The sequence below is a fragment of the Pedobacter namyangjuensis genome, assembly GCF_003313325.1.
Classification (GTDB): Bacteria; Bacteroidota; Bacteroidia; order Sphingobacteriales; family Sphingobacteriaceae; genus Pedobacter; species Pedobacter namyangjuensis.
In genome coordinates this window covers 827,548-843,957 of sequence record NZ_QMHQ01000003.1, presented here as the reverse complement: position 1 = coordinate 843,957, position 16,410 = coordinate 827,548, and the positions used below count along the sequence as shown (strand labels likewise).

The following is a 16,410-nucleotide window of genomic DNA, read 5'->3' as shown; positions in this document are numbered from 1 at the left end:
ATGAACTGGAAATTCTGGAAGAAAAATAATAACAATCAACCCAAAAAGAAAAAAAGCAAAACCAGAGAATGGACAGATGCAATTATTTTTGCAGTTGTAGCGGCAACCATTATCAGAGTATTTTTTATAGAGGCATATACCATTCCTTCGGGTTCAATGGAGCGCTCTTTATTGGTGGGCGATTTTTTATTCGTAAGTAAAGTAAACTATGGTGCTCGTATTCCGATGACACCGGTAGCTTTCCCTTTTTCGCACCATACCTTACCGCTAACTGCTACTACAAAGGCATATTATGATGGCGTTCAGTGGAAATACAGAAGGTTGCCAGGTTTCCAAGACATTAAAAGAAACGACGTTGTTGTATTTAATTTTCCAGAGGGAGATACAGTTGCATTGGATGCACAAAATGATAACTACTACCGCATGGTAGATAGATTTGGATGGCAGGAAGTTAATTCTACACATCCAATAACCAGCCGACCGGTTGATAAGCGTGAGAACTTTATTAAACGTTGTATTGCAATTGCGGGTGATACCGTTGCAATGGAGGGTGGCGTTGCTATTGTTAATGGTAAAAAAGAACCTTTGAAAAATACAGGATTTGTATCGTACATGGTAACTTTTAAAACGTCTGAGATTAACCTAACACCGTTTCAGGAAATGGGTTTTAAAATCTCTCAAATGGATAATTTCAGTTATCAGTTTGATGGAACGCCAGAACTTATCGCAAAAGTTAAATCTTCAGAATATGTAAAATCGGTTACCGAAGGTTTAGCTCCAAAGGGACAGTATGATCAGGATATTTTTCCGCATAATCGTAAATATGCTTGGAACGTGGACAATTTTGGTCCTATCATCGTACCTAAAAAAGGTTGGACGATTAAATTGGACAGCCTTACTATGCCATTTTACGAAAGAAGTATTAGAATTTACGAAGGCAATAAGTTGGAAAAAGTTGGTGCAGACTGGTTGGTAAATGGAAAGAAAGCTACAGAATATACTTTTAAAATGGATTATTATTGGATGATGGGTGACAATCGCCATAATTCTGCAGATTCAAGGGTTTGGGGTTTTGTGCCAGAAGATCACATTGTAGGTAAAGCTTTGTTTATTTGGATGAGCTTTGACGGTGAGGGATCTTGGTTTAGTAAAATTAGATGGAGTAGACTTTTTAGAGGTATAAACTAAAAAATAGAAATTGACACAGAGAGCCTTGCAAACATTGCAGGGCTTTTTTTATGCCCGTTTGTGTAATTCTCTCTTTTCTTGCATCTAATTATTAAAATCTAAAATTATGAAAAAATGCCTACTCGTGTTAACGCTTTTCTTTACCAGTGTTATTCTAAATGCCCAAGAAAATCAAATTGCTGTAAACTCTAAAATCTCTAACGTAACTGTATTTATAAGTGGTGCACAGGTTTTCAGAAATACCGAACAAATAGATTTGCCACAAGGTGTAAGTTTACTGGTTTTTTCAGGTTTGTCATCTGCAATAGAAACCCAAAGTATACAAGCCAAAGGCGAAGGGAATTTTACTATTCTATCTGTTACACAACAGAAAAATTTCTTGTTGGAAAAGAAAAACTCTGAACTTAAAAGCACCTACTTAACCACTGTAACTGAGTTAAACGATAAGATTGCAACCTTACGCAACGAAAGCGAAGTTTACAAAGCGGAAGAAGATATGTTGATCAAAAACCAAGTGGTAATGGGGCCAAATGTTAATTACGATTTGGCAAAGTTTAAAGCTGCCTTGGATTTTCAAAAACAGCGATTAACAGATGCAAAAAATAAACAAATTGAAATTGGTAAAGAGATAGCAAAACTTCAGCTTTCGCAAAACAAATACAGAAACCAGATTGCTGAGGTCGATGGAAAATCTTTAGGAAATTCTAACGACGTTGTAGTTAAGGTTTCTGCTAAAAATGCAACCAAAGGAAAATTCTCCTTAACGTATATGGTGGCTAATGCGGCTTGGTATCCGAGTTATGATATTAGAGCAAAAGACGTTTCGAGTCCGGTAGAGTTGGTTTACAAGGCTAACGTTTCTCAAAATTCGGGCGAAGACTGGAAGAATGTGAGGTTTACTTTATCATCTGGAAACCCGAAATCAGATCAGATTAAGCCAGAATTGGGTAATTATAATTTAGGTTTTTTAAGTGCTGGTTACGGATTTGGATCAGCTACTTCTGCTGTGAGAGTTGTAAAGGGAAAAATTACCGATAATAACGGAGAAAGTATTCCTGGGGCCAGCATTCGCGTTAAGGGAAGTTCAATAGGTACAACTTCAGATGCAAACGGAAATTATACAATGCAACTTCCGGCGGGTAATAATTCATTAGTTGTAAGTTATTTAGGTTTTGTTACGCAAGAATTATATGCTAGTTCTGCAGTTTTAAACTTTAGGTTGCAAGAAGATTCTCAGTCATTAAACGAGGTTGTGGTAGTAGGCGCTGGTAATTCAAAAACGATGATTAGAGGATTGTCGGCGGCCCCAGTTAGAGCTAGGGAGTTAACTTCTACAGCTGTTGAGGTTAGTACTGTACAAAAGCAAACAAACGTAACTTTTGATATCAAAAACCCTTACACAATATTAAGTGATGGAAAACAGTTTACTGTTGATATTGGCAATTATGATTTTAATGCTGAATACGAATATTATGCAGCGCCAAAAATTACTGAAGATGCATTTTTAACCGCAAAAATTAGTGGTTTTGATCAAATCAACCTGATTAGTGGAGAGGCAAGTGTGTTTTTTGAGGGCACGTTTCTAGGCAAAACTTTGTTAGACGTACAAACCGCATCAGACACTTTAAAAATTTCTTTAGGTGTAGATAAAAACGTGGTAATTAAACGCGAAAAACAAAAAGATTTTAATGAAAAACAATTTATCGGTTCTTCTCAACGAGACAGTAGACATTTTGTTATCGATATTAAAAACAGAAAATCGCAGGCTATTAATTTAATTGTTGAAGATCAATTGCCTTTAGCAACAAGCAGTGATATTACAGTAGAGAAACAAGAAATTTCTAAAGCAAAGCTTGATGAAACAAATGGCAAGCTTACATGGCAAATGTTGTTGCAACCAAATGAACAAAAGAAGTTAGTGCTAAAATATCAGGTAAAATATCCTAAAAATAAACCTATTAACTTAGAGTAGGATTTATTCAATCCTCACAGGGTTTTAGAACCTGTGAGGATTTTCAGTTACAAACCTTCAATTCCGAGCTTAGATGCAAGTTCATTCAAATCCTTAACAACAACATCAATTATCGGAATACCATTTTTTTTGCGTTCTTGCTCAAATTCATGTTCTGGTTCGCCAGGAATAATTACTTTTTTATCAGTATCAATTGTTTTGGCACTTTTAAATCTTTCGATCCAATTATCTAAATGGTCTTTAAACTCTTGCGCAGGGCGAAATCCATTTACACTCATTGCGCCTAAAAAATGCCCTAAGCCTTCTCCAACCGGATTTGCGGAAGGCTCCAGAAATGCAACAAAGGGTGGCACCCAGGGACCGTAATTTGCTCCAGAAAGCACAGCTGATAAAATATCTACCGTTGCGCTTAAACCGTAGCCCTTATGGCTTCCATGGTCCTTATCGCTACCTAATGGCAACAAAGAACCGCCATTTTTTAGTTCATTAGGATCAATTGAAATTTTACCTGTTTTATCTTGAATCCATCCCTCTGGTACATTTTTATTTGCCCTTTGGGCGATTTCCAGTTTGCCATTAGCCGCCGCAGCCGTTGCCATATCTACTACCACGGGAGGATATTTGCCAGCCGGAAAAGCATAACACATTGGGTTGGTGCCTAATAAACGTTCGTTAGCGTAAGTGGGCGCAACCAATGGACTTGCATTAGTCATGCTGATACCGATCATGTCTTTTTCTACCGCCATAAGCGAATGGTAGCCAGCGATTCCAAAATGGTTTGAGTTTTTAACGGAAACCCAACCACTACCATATTTTTCTGCCTTTTCTATTGCTACCTCCATTGCAAAGGGTGCAACAACTAAGCCTAAGCCTGCATCGCCGTCTATTGTTGCGGTAGTTGGCGTTTCGTGAACAATTTTGATATTAGGCTTAGCATTTATTCTTTTCTTTTCCCAAAGCCTTACATAACCGCTTAAACGAGCAACGCCATGGGAGTCTATGCCACGCAAATCTGATTTGATTAATACATCGGTGGCAAGTTTCGCATGCTCATCAGAACATCCCATTTTGGTAAAAACAGAAGAGGTAAATGTTCTAAGTTTTTCTTCGGTAAAAGTTATAAAGTTCATTTTGTTAGATATGAGTATTTAGATATGAGAAGTGAGATTGCTTTAGCCTTTAAGCTTTAGTCTTTTAGCTTGGAAGCAATAAAGTAAAATCTCCACCTAAAGGCTGAAAATTCTCTATCAAAGAGGAAATAAAATCATCGCCATAATTCACATACATGGGTGCCAGGTTTACTACGCGTTCTTGCAATGTGCCGTTAGGGAAAAGACGATTTTTTACGTTCTCAATTTGATTTAGTGATATTTCGTGTTTTCTTTTTTCGGCTCTCAAAAATTTCTTCTCTAAATTTTCTAGTAGACGATTGGTTTTTGTTTTTGCAGCATCTGCAGAGTTTTCAAGCGTTTTATCAATTTTAAAAGCATTAAGCTTAATCTTGTCAAAAACTGCTTGCAACGCTCTTCTGTCATCATCAAGCGTTATCTGCGATTCGCTATTTTTCTTAGTCCAAATAGTTTGTAAATCTTCTGTCGGCAGAAAAATATCTTCGAAATTAAAGCCTAATTTATTCATGTTTTCTGCACTACGTTTGTCAACTAACAATGCAGAATTACGTAATAAGAGTACAGGAAAGTCAATTTCATAATAATCAAAATTAGCTTTAAGTTGCATCCAATATGAAACCTCGGCACCACCACCAATGTAGGCTATGTTTGGTAAAATAACTTCCTGGTAAAGCGGGCGCATAATCACATTAGGACTAAAACGTTCTGGATTAGCCTCAATTTCTGCAATTATTTCTTCTCTAGTAAAATTAATGTCGGTGTTTTTTACAACGAATTTTCCGTCTTTCTCTACAATGCGTTCGCGAAGATTATCTTGCAGATAAAAGAAATTTATATCTCTTCCATTTACTTGCGTTTTATAACCTTGTTTTTCTAATGCTTCGCTAGTTTTTACAGTTAAATCAGCACTGCGTTGTTCGGTAATATCTTCTTTAATGATGTCGCAAAACTGACGTTTTAAGGTCGGGTCATCGGCATCGACAATAACTAAACCATAGTTTTCGAATAGGCTATTTACGAGAACACGGGTTGCATCCGCCAGATTATTATTATTCAAATAAGCGTTTTCTACCAACTTGGCTAATTTTTTGCCATTTTTACTAATACCCAAGTAACCTTTATAGGCTAAAACTGCAGCAGCTACGGTTTTGGTATCTAGTCGGCCTGTTGCGCCATTAGTTTGTTGTATCCAGCTAATATTTTTCTCATCTACACTAACGTGATTGATTTCTTCAAAATCGTGATCTTCGGTAGCCATCCAATAAACCGGTACAAAATTTTTCTCTGGATAAGCAATTTTGAGCTCAAGTGCTAAATTAATTGCGGTTACAATTTTGTAGATAAAATATAGTGGGCCGGTAAAAAGATTTAATTGGTGGCCAGTAGTTATTGTAAAAGTATTCTCTTGAGCTAAAGAATCAATATTGTGCTTAACGGATTTATTAGTTTTAACGTTTTGATATTGACGTGTTAAAACGGCTACAAGTTCTGTACGGTTTCCTTTAAAATTTCTTGCGTCGACAGCTTGTTTCAAACCATCCATATCTGGGCGGAAACTGTAAAACGACTTTAAGAATTCCTCGTCATTTACGTAATCTAAAACGAGTTTAGAAAACGAATGCGTATCCTGATAAGAGATATATTTAGCCTTCATGTGTTTGCTAAATTAAACTAAAATACAAAACATTTTTCGGCGTATGGTTTATTTTACAATTTGTCCATATAGATCAAAATCCTCTGCACGATCTATTTTAACGTTAACAAAACTTCCGGTTGCTGCGTAGCCAGAGTTTGCATCAATTAAAACTTCGTTATCTACCTCTGGAGAGTCGAATTCTGTACGGCCAACAAAGAAATCACCTTCTTTTCTATCAACCAAAACCTTATAGGTATTGCCAACTTTTTCTTGGTTTATATCAAAAGAGATACCTTGTTGCAGTTCCATAATGGCATCAACACGTTCTTGCTTTACTTCTTCAGGTACATCATCAACCAGCTGGTGGGCATGGGTTTTTTCTTCGTGAGAATAGGTAAAACAACCTAATCTATCGAAACGCGTTTCTTCTACCCAGTTATACATTTCCTCAAAATCCCTCTCGGTTTCGCCTGGGTAACCACAAATTAAAGTAGTACGCATAGCGATGTTTGGAACTTTAGCACGTATTTCGTTAACAATATCGATGGTTTTTTGCTTGTTAATACCTCTACGCATTGATTTTAGCATATTGTCGGTAATATGTTGCAAAGGCATATCTAAATACTTGCAAATATTCTCACGTTCGTTCATCGCATCTAAAATCTCCATAGGGAAACCAGACGGATAAGCGTACTGCAGTCTAATCCATTCTATGCCGTTCACGTCAGATAACCGTCTTAAAAGCTCATCTAAATTACGTTTGCCATAAATGTCTAACCCGTAATAAGTAAGGTCTTGCGCAATTAAAATTAATTCTTTGGTTCCGTTCGCTGCCAAAATTTTGGCTTCATTTACCAGCTCATTCATGTCTCTAGAAACATGTTTACCACGCATAAGCGGAATAGCGCAAAAAGAACAAGGGCGATTACATCCCTCGGCAATTTTAAAATAAGCAAAATGCGATGGAGTAGTTAATAAACGTTCTCCAATTAACTCGTGCTTATAGTTTGCACCTAAACTGTGCAATATATTTTGTAAATCGTTGGTGCCAAAAAATGCATCGACATTGGTAATTTCTGATTCTAATTCGGGTTTATATCTTTCAGATAAACAGCCAGTAACAATTACTTTCCCAACTTTTCCTTCGTCTTTTAGCTGGCTATACTGTAAGATGGTATCTATAGATTCTTGCTTTGCATTGTCTATAAAACCACAGGTGTTAATTACAACGATATCGTTTTTGCCCATGCTATTGGCCTCGTGTTCAACAGATAAATTGTTTCCACGCAATTGTCCCATTAGAACCTCAGAGTCGTAAGTGTTTTTTGAACAACCTAAAGTAATAACGTTAATTTTTGGTTTGGCAATTGGTTTAATCTGTTTGTTTTTAGTAATCATATTTTTATATAGCAATGGGAGGGGAGATTTAAAATCAACCCAAAATAAGTATTAGTGGGGACGTTAAGATTTGCTTTAGAGTTTATTTAAAAAGCGAGCTTACAAATTCTTTTTTATCGAAGAGTTGTAGGTCATCCATTTTTTCGCCAACGCCTATATATTTTACAGGAATTTTAAATTGATCGGAAATTCCAATAACGACACCACCTTTAGCGGTTCCGTCTAATTTAGTAATAGCTAAAGCGTTAACGTCTGTGGCTTCTGTAAATTGTTTACATTGCTCGAATGCATTTTGGCCGGTAGAACCATCTAGTACGAGTAAAATTTCGTGTGGTGCATTGGGAACAACCTTTTGCATCACATTTTTTATTTTACCTAATTCGTTCATTAAACCAACTTTGTTATGTAAACGACCAGCTGTATCAATAATTACAACATCTTCTTTATTTGCAACGGCAGATTGCAGAGTATCAAAGGCTACCGAAGCTGGATCAGACCCCATTGCTTGTGCAACAACTCTAACACCAACGCGTTCGCCCCAAAGCTTAATTTGATCAACAGCGGCAGCTCTAAAAGTATCGGCAGCGCCTAAAACTACTTTAAGATTTTCGTTTTTTAATTTATGGGCAAGTTTGCCAATAGTGGTAGTTTTGCCAACACCATTAACGCCAACAACCATAATTACATAAGGTTTGTGGTCGCCGTATTCGAAAGTTCTAAAATCGTTGCTGTTATTTTCCGCAAGTAAAAGTTGTATCTCATCTCTAAGCAGATTGTTTAATTCTGAAGTAGAAACATATTTGTCTTTAGCAACACGAGCTTGTATACGGTCAATTATTTTTAAGGTGGTAGTAACGCCAACATCAGAAGTTACAAGTACCTCTTCAAGGTTGTCGAGCACCTCATCATCAACGGTAGATTTGCCGGCAACAGCTTTTGTGATTTTACTAAAAAAACCTTCTTTAGTTTTTTCGAGACCTTTATCTAAAGCTTCTTGAGCCTCAGGAGCAGTTTCTTTTTTCTTGAAAAAATCGAATAAACCCATAATAATGTTTAAATAAAAAAAGCCCTTCCGGTAAACGGAACGGCTTTAATGTTATCTGTTAATAGAATTATTTACTGTGTGTACCAGCAATAGCATCTTTAACGTGATCGTTGTGCACGATAAGTTCTTTGAATGAATAAGCACCAGTTTTAGGTGATTTGTTCATTGTGATAACTTTTGAATATTCTTTACCTGTACCCGTTTTTAGGGTTGCAACTACTTTTTTAGCCATGTCTTTTAAAATTAATGATTGAATGAGGGTTTGTTGGAGTAATAGAATAAAAATTCAATCCTTCAATCAATCTAATCCTTCAATTATTTTATCTCTTTGTGTACGGTTACTTTTCTCAATACCGGATTGAATTTTTTCAACTCTAAACGCTCAGTAGTGTTTTTACGGTTTTTTGTAGAAATATATCTAGACATACCAGGCATGCCACTAGTTTTATGCTCTGTACATTCTAAAATAACCTGTACTCTGTTACCTTTTTTTGCCATTTTTTTTATCTTTTAAGCCGATTTCTCATCGACGAATTATTTACTACAAATATCCTTTTTTCATGAAACGATTAATCGCCTCAGAAATACCGATTTTATTAATGGTTTTAATTGCTGAAGTTGACACTTTTAGTGTTATCCAACGATCTTCTTCAGGAATATAAAATTTCTGAAGCTGCAGATTAGGGTAAAACTTGCGCTTAGTTTTAACGTTCGAGTGAGAAACATTAAATCCCGACATCGCCATTTTTCCGGTTAAATCACAAACTCTTGACATGACTATTTTTTATTATGTTGATTATTCGCTACTTAATTTTTTTAAGAGTGTGCAAATATCAGAAATATTTTTGTAATCAACAACAGTGTGGCTAATTATTTTTTAATTCAATTGTTATATTCCATTCTCCTGCTTCTGAGAGCTCTAGGTCGATGGTCTCTTTTCCACTATTAAGTTTTAATCTAAGCGGAAATTGAACCCCAGTAAGTGTAAAAAGGTTTTTCAACTTTGTTTCTCTAGAAACCTTAATGTCTTCATATTTACCCTTCAAAATATCAATTTTTTCAAAAGCAGGCAGGCTGTCTTCGTCTTTATAACTTCGGTTGCTTTGTAGCACGGTCCCATTTATAGAATTAGAGCTTGGTATGGGGGTTGGAAAACCGAAATGAATATAAACAACATCTTGTTTTGTCTTCTTGTTTTTTCCAAAGGTAACTCGTTCTATATTGGTGGTTTGGCTATGGAGAATAAAATTTTTCCCTTTTTTTAGCGTGTCAGACAGAACTGCTTTTTCTTTCTGCAATGGTGCTGCATGTAGTGTAAGCGTAGAAGCGAATAAGATGATGGAAACGGACAGTAAAAATTTCATATGTTTAAATTAAATGAGAGATATGATCAAATATAATAAACTTAAATTTATCATTTGCTTTTATCAAATAATTGGACTTTTTGAGACGATTTTGAAGCACTAATCCGTTATTAATTTGTTAAATTAGCAACCACTAAATATAAATATAATGCAGATAACATCATTTGAACAGTACGAGAAGGACTATAAAAGAAGTGTTGATGATCCTGAACAATTTTGGGGCGAAGTAGCACAGAATTATCAATGGCGCAAACCTTGGTTCAAAGTTCTTTCTTGGAATTTCACTGATCCGGAGATAAAATGGTTTGAGGGTGCCAAATTAAATATTACCGAAAATTGCTTAGATCGCCACTTGGCAACCAATGGAGATACACCAGCAATTATTTGGGAACCTAATGACCCAGAGAAAGATAGTGTAACGCTTACTTACAAAATGTTGCATGAGCGTGTTTGTCTTTTTGCTAATGTTTTGAAAAGAAATGGAGCACAAAAAGGAGATCGAATTTGCATTTACATGCCAATGGTACCCGAGTTGGCAATAGCCGTTTTGGCTTGTGCCAGAATAGGTGCTGTGCATTCAGTGGTTTTTGGTGGTTTTTCTGCAAAATCTATTGCTGATAGAATTAATGACGCCGGTTGTAAGTTGGTTATAACTGCCGATGGCGCTTATCGTGGTAATAAACCTATTCCTCTTAAAGAAGTTATCGACGACGCACTTATCGGTTGTCCAACTGTTGAAAAATGTATCGTTTTAACGCATATCAGAACCCCGGTTTCTATGCTAAAAGGTAGGGATGTTTGGTGGGAAGATGAAGTTAAGCACGTAGATGCAATTTGCGAAGCTGAAGAAATGGATGCCGAAGATTTACTGTTCATTTTATACACTTCAGGCTCAACAGGCAAACCAAAGGGGGTGGTGCACACTTGTGCTGGTTACATGGTTTATGCTGGCTATACTTTTAGTAATGTTTTTAATTACAAGCCTGGCGAAGTTTATTTCTGCACGGCAGATATAGGCTGGATAACTGGTCATTCTTATATTGTCTACGGACCATTATCTCAAGGTGCAACTTCAGTGATTTTCGAAGGAATACCCACCTTCCCAACACCTGGTCGTTTTTGGGATATAGTTGAAAAACACAAAGTGAATACCTTATACACGGCACCAACCGCCATCCGCTCGTTAATGAGTTTTGGCGATGAGCCTTTAAAAGGCAAAGACCTAAGTTCTATCAGGGTTTTAGGTTCTGTAGGAGAGCCTATTAACGAAGAAGCTTGGCATTGGTTTGATGAAAAAATAGGTAATGGTAATGCGCCAATAGTTGATACTTGGTGGCAAACAGAAACTGGAGGTATCATGATATCGCCTATTGCCACAGTTACGCCAACCAAGCCGAGTTTTGCAACTTTACCGTTGCCAGGTATACAACCTATTTTAGTTGATGAAAACGGAGTGGAAATAAAAGGTAATGATGTTAGCGGTAACTTGTGCATCAAATTTCCGTGGCCAGGCATGTTGCGTACAACCTATGGCGATCATGAACGTTGCAAGCTAACTTATTTCTCTACATACGATAATTTATATTTTACCGGCGACGGCTGTTTGCGTGATAAAGATGGCTACTACAGAATAACGGGAAGGGTTGATGATGTGCTGAACGTTTCTGGCCATAGAATTGGAACCGCCGAAGTGGAAAACGCAATTAATATGCATGCCGGAGTGGTAGAAAGTGCTGTTGTCGGTTATCCGCATGATGTTAAAGGCCAAGGTATCTTTGCATTTGTGATCTATCCAGAAATGCACGGCGAAGCAGAGTTAAGTAAGAAAGATATTTTACAAACGGTTACAAGAGTTATTGGAGCCATTGCAAAACCAGATAAGATGCTATTTGTATCAGGCTTGCCTAAAACCAGATCTGGAAAGATTATGCGTAGGATTTTGAGAAAAATAGCAGAAAATGATACCGCTAATTTGGGTGATACATCAACACTCTTAGATCCTAACGTAGTTCAAGAAATAATTGAAAGTGCAAAAAATGCTTAATCAAAATTTCCAAACAATCGCTTTTGCCATTTGTTACTTTAGTAATTCAACCGAATGTTAAACATTAAAACTAAAGAAAATGGATAAGTTAGAATGGCAAGGAAAGTGGAACGAAATAAAAGGAAAAGTTAAGCAAGCATATGGCGATTTAACGGACGACGATTTGAAGCATGAAGAGGGGAAAGATGATGAGTTGTTGGGTAAATTGCAACAAAAAACAGGAAAAGGAAGAGATGAGTTAGTGAAATGGATTAACTCTTTATAAAAATACAATCCTAAAAAACGAAGCGGTTGACTGTAAAAAGTCAATCGCTTTTTTTATGGTTTTAAAATAATTTATCGCCAATATTTAGCTATCTTTAAAATCTAGTTATAAACTGGTATTTAGTTGTTTAAACTCATTTATTTGCCGTTAGCTTTTATTTTACGCCTGATGAAGAGAGCTATAGTCTTTACATTTTTCCTTCTTTTTTTACTTGATAGCTATTCGCTAAACGCTGCAGTAGCAAATCCAAACCTCCAATTTTATTTTAAACAATTAGATAACAGAACCGGACTTTCTAACAGTTCGATAAATGCTATTCTTCAAGATAATGAACAATTGCTTTGGGTTGGCACTTGGGATGGCCTAAACCGGTATAGTGGCGCTAATTTTAGTGTTTATAATCACAGTATTGATAAAGCTACTAACAGCATAGGTGGTAACGTTGTTCAGGCAATTAATGAAGATAAAATAGGCAACATTTGGATAAATACCATTGGGGGAGTTTCTCGATATGAGAAAAAAACAGGTAAATTTTATAGATACTTTTATAAAACTGCGATTTCAAAAAGAGTTAGTGAAAATGAATTTGAAATTGCTATAAATGCCAAAGGCGATGTTTTCTGTTACGGCACCGACGGATGGCTGAGGAAATATCATAAAGATAAAGATTCGTTTATCGAATTTCAGAAAATCGAGAGTAAATCAGCAATTGTAAAAATGGCTTTCCATGGCGGTTTGTTGTGGTGCTTGAATAGCGTTGGGCAGCTTAACGCTTTTGAAGTTGGCCAAAAAGGTTTACTGCTCAAACAGAATTTTAGAAATGCTAATAAAATAAGTAGTTTTTTTGAGGTTAACGGACAAATTATTTATAGTGTAAACGATACGCATTATCTAATAGACCGCAATTTTAAGCAATCCTCGCTTAATGTTTCAAAGAAGAGGATCAAATCGATCGTCTATTATCAATCCAACTATATCATCGCATGGGAAAATCAAGGTGTTAGTATTTATGATGAGTATTTCAGGCCATCTAATTTTTTAAAAAGCGATTTAAATAAGCTGGAAAACTTAAAGTTATCTACCCTAAAAGTGGGTAACGACGAAATATTATGGGTTGGCACAGATGGTAACGGACTGATTCAAATTTATCCGAAGAGAAATTATTTTGGCTTGCTAACTGATTTTGATAGTAAGGCAATGAATAAGCCAACCAGAGCATTTTCTGAAATAGACGGAAATCTTTGGGTGGGTACTAAAGGAAACGGAATTTTAATTTATAACGATTTTTGGCAACATGCTGGCAAAAACAAAAATCAGCAAAAACTTGATGTTACAAACGGGTTAACTAACAATTCTGTATTTGCTATCAAAAAAGGAATAGATGATTTAGTTTATTTAGGTACTGATGGCGATGGAATTTCAGTATACAACCAGAAAACAAAAAAAGTTGTTCAATGGAAAGATATAAAAGGTACGGCCAAATTAACCCATTTTAAATCTGTTTATGCAATAATTCAAGATAAAGACAGTTCAGTTTGGTTGGGTACAAGTGGTTATGGCTTACTGCATCTCAAGCTGAAGAACGTTGACAATCAGTATTTGGAAGTTGCCAGTTTCAAACAATATTTGTCATCAGCAAAAGAAAAAAACGGGCCAGCCAACGACATTATCTACGCCTTAGCCAGAGGAAAGGACAGTAGGCTTTGGATAGCTTGCAGATATGGAGGGCTTAGCGTTTTTGAAACAAAAAAGAAATCATTTAAAACCTATAAAGCTTTAGGTTCTCCGGGTAGCTTGTCGCATAGCGATGTACTGTCGCTTTATTACGACTCAAAAGACAGGCTTTGGATCGGCACAAGTTTCGGGCTAAATATGCTCACCTTAACACAGTCTAAAGCAGATGAGCCAGTTTTTAGCAATATTACCACAGAAAACGGATTGCCCAACAATACCATTCATGCGATACAAGAGGATGAACTCGGAAAGATTTGGCTCAGCACAAATAGAGGTTTAGCTAAATTAAATCCAACAAATAATGCGATAGCGAATTATTTAGAAAGTGATGGTTTGCAAAGCAATGAGTTTAGTGATGGCGCAGTTTACAGAACAGCAAATAATGTGCTATTATTTGGCGGTATTTACGGATTCAATTTTTTTAATCCGAAGTTTATAACAGGCAACGCCAAACAGCCTAATCTTTTTATTTACGATCTTCAATTTGGTGGCAAAGCTTTGCAAAATAATCAGTTTTTAATTGTTAATGCCGAAAGCAAGCAATTTCAGTCCTACGAAATAGAACGTAAAAATAACTTTTTCCAATTTTCTTTTAACGCACTAAATTTTTTTAATGCATCAAAAAGTGAATTTGCCTACAAATTAAAAGGGCTAGACCAAGCCTGGAGATTTAGCGGCTCTGATGGTAAGATAGCTTACTACAATATCCCGCCAGGAAATTATGATTTATTGGTTAGATGGAGTAATGGAGAAGGCGTTTGGACCGAAGATGTGATTGCACTACATATTGATGTTAGCCAGTATTTTTGGTTAACAATACCTGCTTATATCTGTTACTTCCTATTGTTGGTAGCATCGGTTTATGCATTTCACTTATACAGAAAAAATAAGCTCGAAATGAAATTCAAGCTTGAACGTGAAACGCTGTTTAGGCAGAAAGATGATGAAATTCATCGTCAACGAATTAATTTTTTTACGAACATTGCTCATGAAATTCAGACACCATTAACCTTAATTTTAGGTTCGGTAGAGCATTTTATACAAAAGCAACATGAGCCATCGCCGTTGGCAGAAAGAAGCAATTTCTTGTCGTTGGTACATCAGCATACCGCTAGGTTAACCTATTTAGTGCAACAACTATTAGAGTTTAGAAAAGCCGAAGCTGGTTACGTTAAACGTAACGACGATTATTTGGATATTTCGAAGATGCTGCTCGGTTTAACACAGCTTTTTATGCCCGTTGCTGAGAAAAACAACCAGGTTTTTGTGAGAGAAATACCTAAAGATATTGCTAGTTTTATTGACAAGGATAAATATGAGAAAATTTTGTTTAACCTTCTTTCCAATGCTTTTAAATATACCGATGCTGGAGAATCAATTTTATTTAAGGTAGATTTTGAAAAGGAAACCAATACCTTGAAAACTATCGTAGCTAACTCTGGTAGTAAACTAAAAGAAACCGAATTAGCAGACCTTTTTACCGAATTTCACGTTGGTAACGACAATCAGTTTGAAAAGTTTAGTACAGGAATTGGACTAGCTTTTACAAAAGAATTGATTAGTATTTTAGATGGAGATATCCAGGTTTATTTAAAAGACGGATGGATTTATTTCGATTTTATCTTACAGCTTAACAGCATAAATGAAGGTAAAAGCGATGAGGTTGTTACTTCTACACCATCTTACCTTTTTGAATCTATTTTAAAGCCTTACGAGCAAGACGAGGTTGAAACGATAATAGAAGGAAACAAAAATACTTTAATTGAAGATTTGCAGGAGAAGGCCGAACATAGCGTTTTAATTGTTGAAGATGATGTTGCACTTAGGTTTTTACTTAAAAATATACTTAAAGACCATTACAATGTTTACGAAGCAGAAAATGGACAAACAGCTTTAGAATTTCTTAAACATAATATGCCGAGCATTATTATTAGCGACGTGATGATGCCAGATATGGACGGTTTAGCATTTTGTAAATATGTAAAATCCGCTCCTGCAACTAATAATATCCCTTTTATTCTGTTAACTGCAAGAGGAAGCGATGAGCAAAAAACTGAGGGTTACGAAATCGGTGCCGATGCTTATATTCCTAAACCGTTTCATATAAATTATCTAAAAGTTAGGATAAGAAAACTTTTAGAATACAGAAAAAGAATGGACAACTTGATTAAGGATGGCAATATCAATAATCACTTTGTGAACGTAGATTTAGAGCAAGGCGACAAAGAATTTTTAAACGCTTTGGTAAAAGCTGTAGAGCAAAATTTAGCAGAGCCAGATCTCGATGCTTCTAAACTAGAAGAAGCTTTACATATAAGCAAAATGCAGTTGTACCGTAAATTAAAAACCTTAGCAGGTATGACCCCATCGGAGTTTATAAAACGCATACGTTTAAAGCACGCAGCTATGTTATTGCAAAGCTCTAAACTAACCGTTTCTGAAATTTTTTACAGAACTGGCTTTAACAACAAATCATACTTTTTTAGAGAGTTTAAAAAAATCTATCATTTAGCACCTAATGATTACAGGCTAAAACAGCATGACGGTAGTGCAACTTCAGAAATACTGTAAAAACTGTGTGTGTTAGCTCTAAATGCAATAATAGTGAACTAAAATGTTACTATAGTGCACTAC

Annotated in this window: 13 protein-coding genes; 5 read left to right on the top strand and 8 right to left on the bottom strand. The window is 36.0% G+C overall.

From position 1 onward, the window contains the following. Window positions 1–1,188 (top strand): signal peptidase I, encoded by a 1,188-nt coding sequence (lepB, locus tag DUT69_RS15445; RefSeq protein ID WP_113654132.1) that lies wholly within the window; start codon window positions 1–3, stop codon window positions 1,186–1,188. 106 nt (window positions 1,189–1,294) lie between these two features. Next, window positions 1,295–3,160, top strand: coding sequence for a mucoidy inhibitor MuiA family protein (locus DUT69_RS15440; protein WP_113654131.1), 1,866 nt, complete (start codon window positions 1,295–1,297; stop codon window positions 3,158–3,160). Window positions 3,161–3,207: 47 nt separating this feature from the next. Here DUT69_RS15440 and DUT69_RS15435 read toward each other — a convergent pair whose 3' ends face one another. The 8 genes from DUT69_RS15435 to DUT69_RS15400 form a co-directional block, all read right to left on the bottom strand. After that, window positions 3,208–4,290, bottom strand: coding sequence for an Ldh family oxidoreductase (locus tag DUT69_RS15435; RefSeq protein WP_113654130.1), 1,083 nt, complete (start codon window positions 4,288–4,290; stop codon window positions 3,208–3,210). A gap of 64 nt (window positions 4,291–4,354) precedes the next feature. After that, window positions 4,355–5,944, bottom strand: coding sequence for a bacillithiol biosynthesis cysteine-adding enzyme BshC (bshC, locus tag DUT69_RS15430; RefSeq protein WP_113654129.1), 1,590 nt, complete (start codon window positions 5,942–5,944; stop codon window positions 4,355–4,357). Window positions 5,945–5,992: 48 nt separating this feature from the next. Then, complete coding sequence (gene rimO, locus DUT69_RS15425) at window positions 5,993–7,324, bottom strand: 30S ribosomal protein S12 methylthiotransferase RimO (protein WP_113654128.1); 1,332 nt, start codon at window positions 7,322–7,324, stop codon at window positions 5,993–5,995. Window positions 7,325–7,406: 82 nt separating this feature from the next. Next, window positions 7,407–8,369, bottom strand: a complete 963-nt coding sequence (gene ftsY, locus DUT69_RS15420) for a signal recognition particle-docking protein FtsY (RefSeq protein ID WP_113654127.1) — start codon at window positions 8,367–8,369, stop codon at window positions 7,407–7,409. Between the two features lie 67 nt (window positions 8,370–8,436). Continuing rightward, window positions 8,437–8,601: a DUF4295 domain-containing protein gene (locus DUT69_RS15415; RefSeq protein WP_090996658.1), complete on the bottom strand. Its 165-nt coding sequence runs from the start codon at window positions 8,599–8,601 to the stop codon at window positions 8,437–8,439. Window positions 8,602–8,684: 83 nt separating this feature from the next. Then, a complete protein-coding gene (gene rpmG / locus DUT69_RS15410) occupies window positions 8,685–8,867 on the bottom strand; it encodes a 50S ribosomal protein L33 (protein WP_015809322.1) in 183 nt (60 codons plus the stop codon). Between the two features lie 43 nt (window positions 8,868–8,910). Next, a complete protein-coding gene (gene rpmB, locus DUT69_RS15405) occupies window positions 8,911–9,144 on the bottom strand; it encodes a 50S ribosomal protein L28 (RefSeq protein ID WP_055132404.1) in 234 nt (77 codons plus the stop codon). A 91-nt stretch (window positions 9,145–9,235) separates the two neighbouring features. After that, complete coding sequence (locus tag DUT69_RS15400) at window positions 9,236–9,733, bottom strand: hypothetical protein (protein ID WP_113654126.1); 498 nt, start codon at window positions 9,731–9,733, stop codon at window positions 9,236–9,238. A 148-nt stretch (window positions 9,734–9,881) separates the two neighbouring features. Here DUT69_RS15400 and acs point away from each other — a divergent pair, with 148 nt between their 5' ends. From acs to DUT69_RS15385, 3 genes are all read left to right on the top strand, one after another. Then, entirely contained in the window at window positions 9,882–11,777 is a 1,896-nt protein-coding gene (gene acs / locus DUT69_RS15395; protein ID WP_113654125.1) for an acetate--CoA ligase, read from the top strand. A 79-nt stretch (window positions 11,778–11,856) separates the two neighbouring features. Next, a complete protein-coding gene (locus DUT69_RS15390; RefSeq protein WP_113654124.1) occupies window positions 11,857–12,042 on the top strand; it encodes a CsbD family protein in 186 nt (61 codons plus the stop codon). A 168-nt stretch (window positions 12,043–12,210) separates the two neighbouring features. Continuing rightward, window positions 12,211–16,347, top strand: coding sequence for a hybrid sensor histidine kinase/response regulator transcription factor (locus DUT69_RS15385; RefSeq protein WP_113654123.1), 4,137 nt, complete (start codon window positions 12,211–12,213; stop codon window positions 16,345–16,347). The last annotated feature ends 63 nt before the right edge of the window (window positions 16,348–16,410 follow it).

Excerpts from the sequence above, each read along its gene's own strand:
- lepB (WP_113654132.1), top strand. The coding sequence starts at position 1 with ATGAACTGGAAATTCTGGAAGAAAAATAATAACAATCAACCCAAAAAG.
- DUT69_RS15440 (WP_113654131.1), top strand. The coding sequence starts at position 1,295 with ATGAAAAAATGCCTACTCGTGTTAACGCTTTTCTTTACCAGTGTTATT.
- DUT69_RS15435 (WP_113654130.1), bottom strand. The coding sequence starts at position 4,290 with ATGAACTTTATAACTTTTACCGAAGAAAAACTTAGAACATTTACCTCT.
- bshC (WP_113654129.1), bottom strand. The coding sequence starts at position 5,944 with ATGAAGGCTAAATATATCTCTTATCAGGATACGCATTCGTTTTCTAAA.
- rimO (WP_113654128.1), bottom strand. The coding sequence starts at position 7,324 with ATGATTACTAAAAACAAACAGATTAAACCAATTGCCAAACCAAAAATT.
- ftsY (WP_113654127.1), bottom strand. The coding sequence starts at position 8,369 with ATGGGTTTATTCGATTTTTTCAAGAAAAAAGAAACTGCTCCTGAGGCT.
- DUT69_RS15415 (WP_090996658.1), bottom strand. The coding sequence starts at position 8,601 with ATGGCTAAAAAAGTAGTTGCAACCCTAAAAACGGGTACAGGTAAAGAA.
- rpmG (WP_015809322.1), bottom strand. The coding sequence starts at position 8,867 with ATGGCAAAAAAAGGTAACAGAGTACAGGTTATTTTAGAATGTACAGAG.
- rpmB (WP_055132404.1), bottom strand. The coding sequence starts at position 9,144 with ATGTCAAGAGTTTGTGATTTAACCGGAAAAATGGCGATGTCGGGATTT.
- DUT69_RS15400 (WP_113654126.1), bottom strand. The coding sequence starts at position 9,733 with ATGAAATTTTTACTGTCCGTTTCCATCATCTTATTCGCTTCTACGCTT.
- acs (WP_113654125.1), top strand. The coding sequence starts at position 9,882 with ATGCAGATAACATCATTTGAACAGTACGAGAAGGACTATAAAAGAAGT.
- DUT69_RS15390 (WP_113654124.1), top strand. The coding sequence starts at position 11,857 with ATGGATAAGTTAGAATGGCAAGGAAAGTGGAACGAAATAAAAGGAAAA.
- DUT69_RS15385 (WP_113654123.1), top strand. The coding sequence starts at position 12,211 with ATGAAGAGAGCTATAGTCTTTACATTTTTCCTTCTTTTTTTACTTGAT.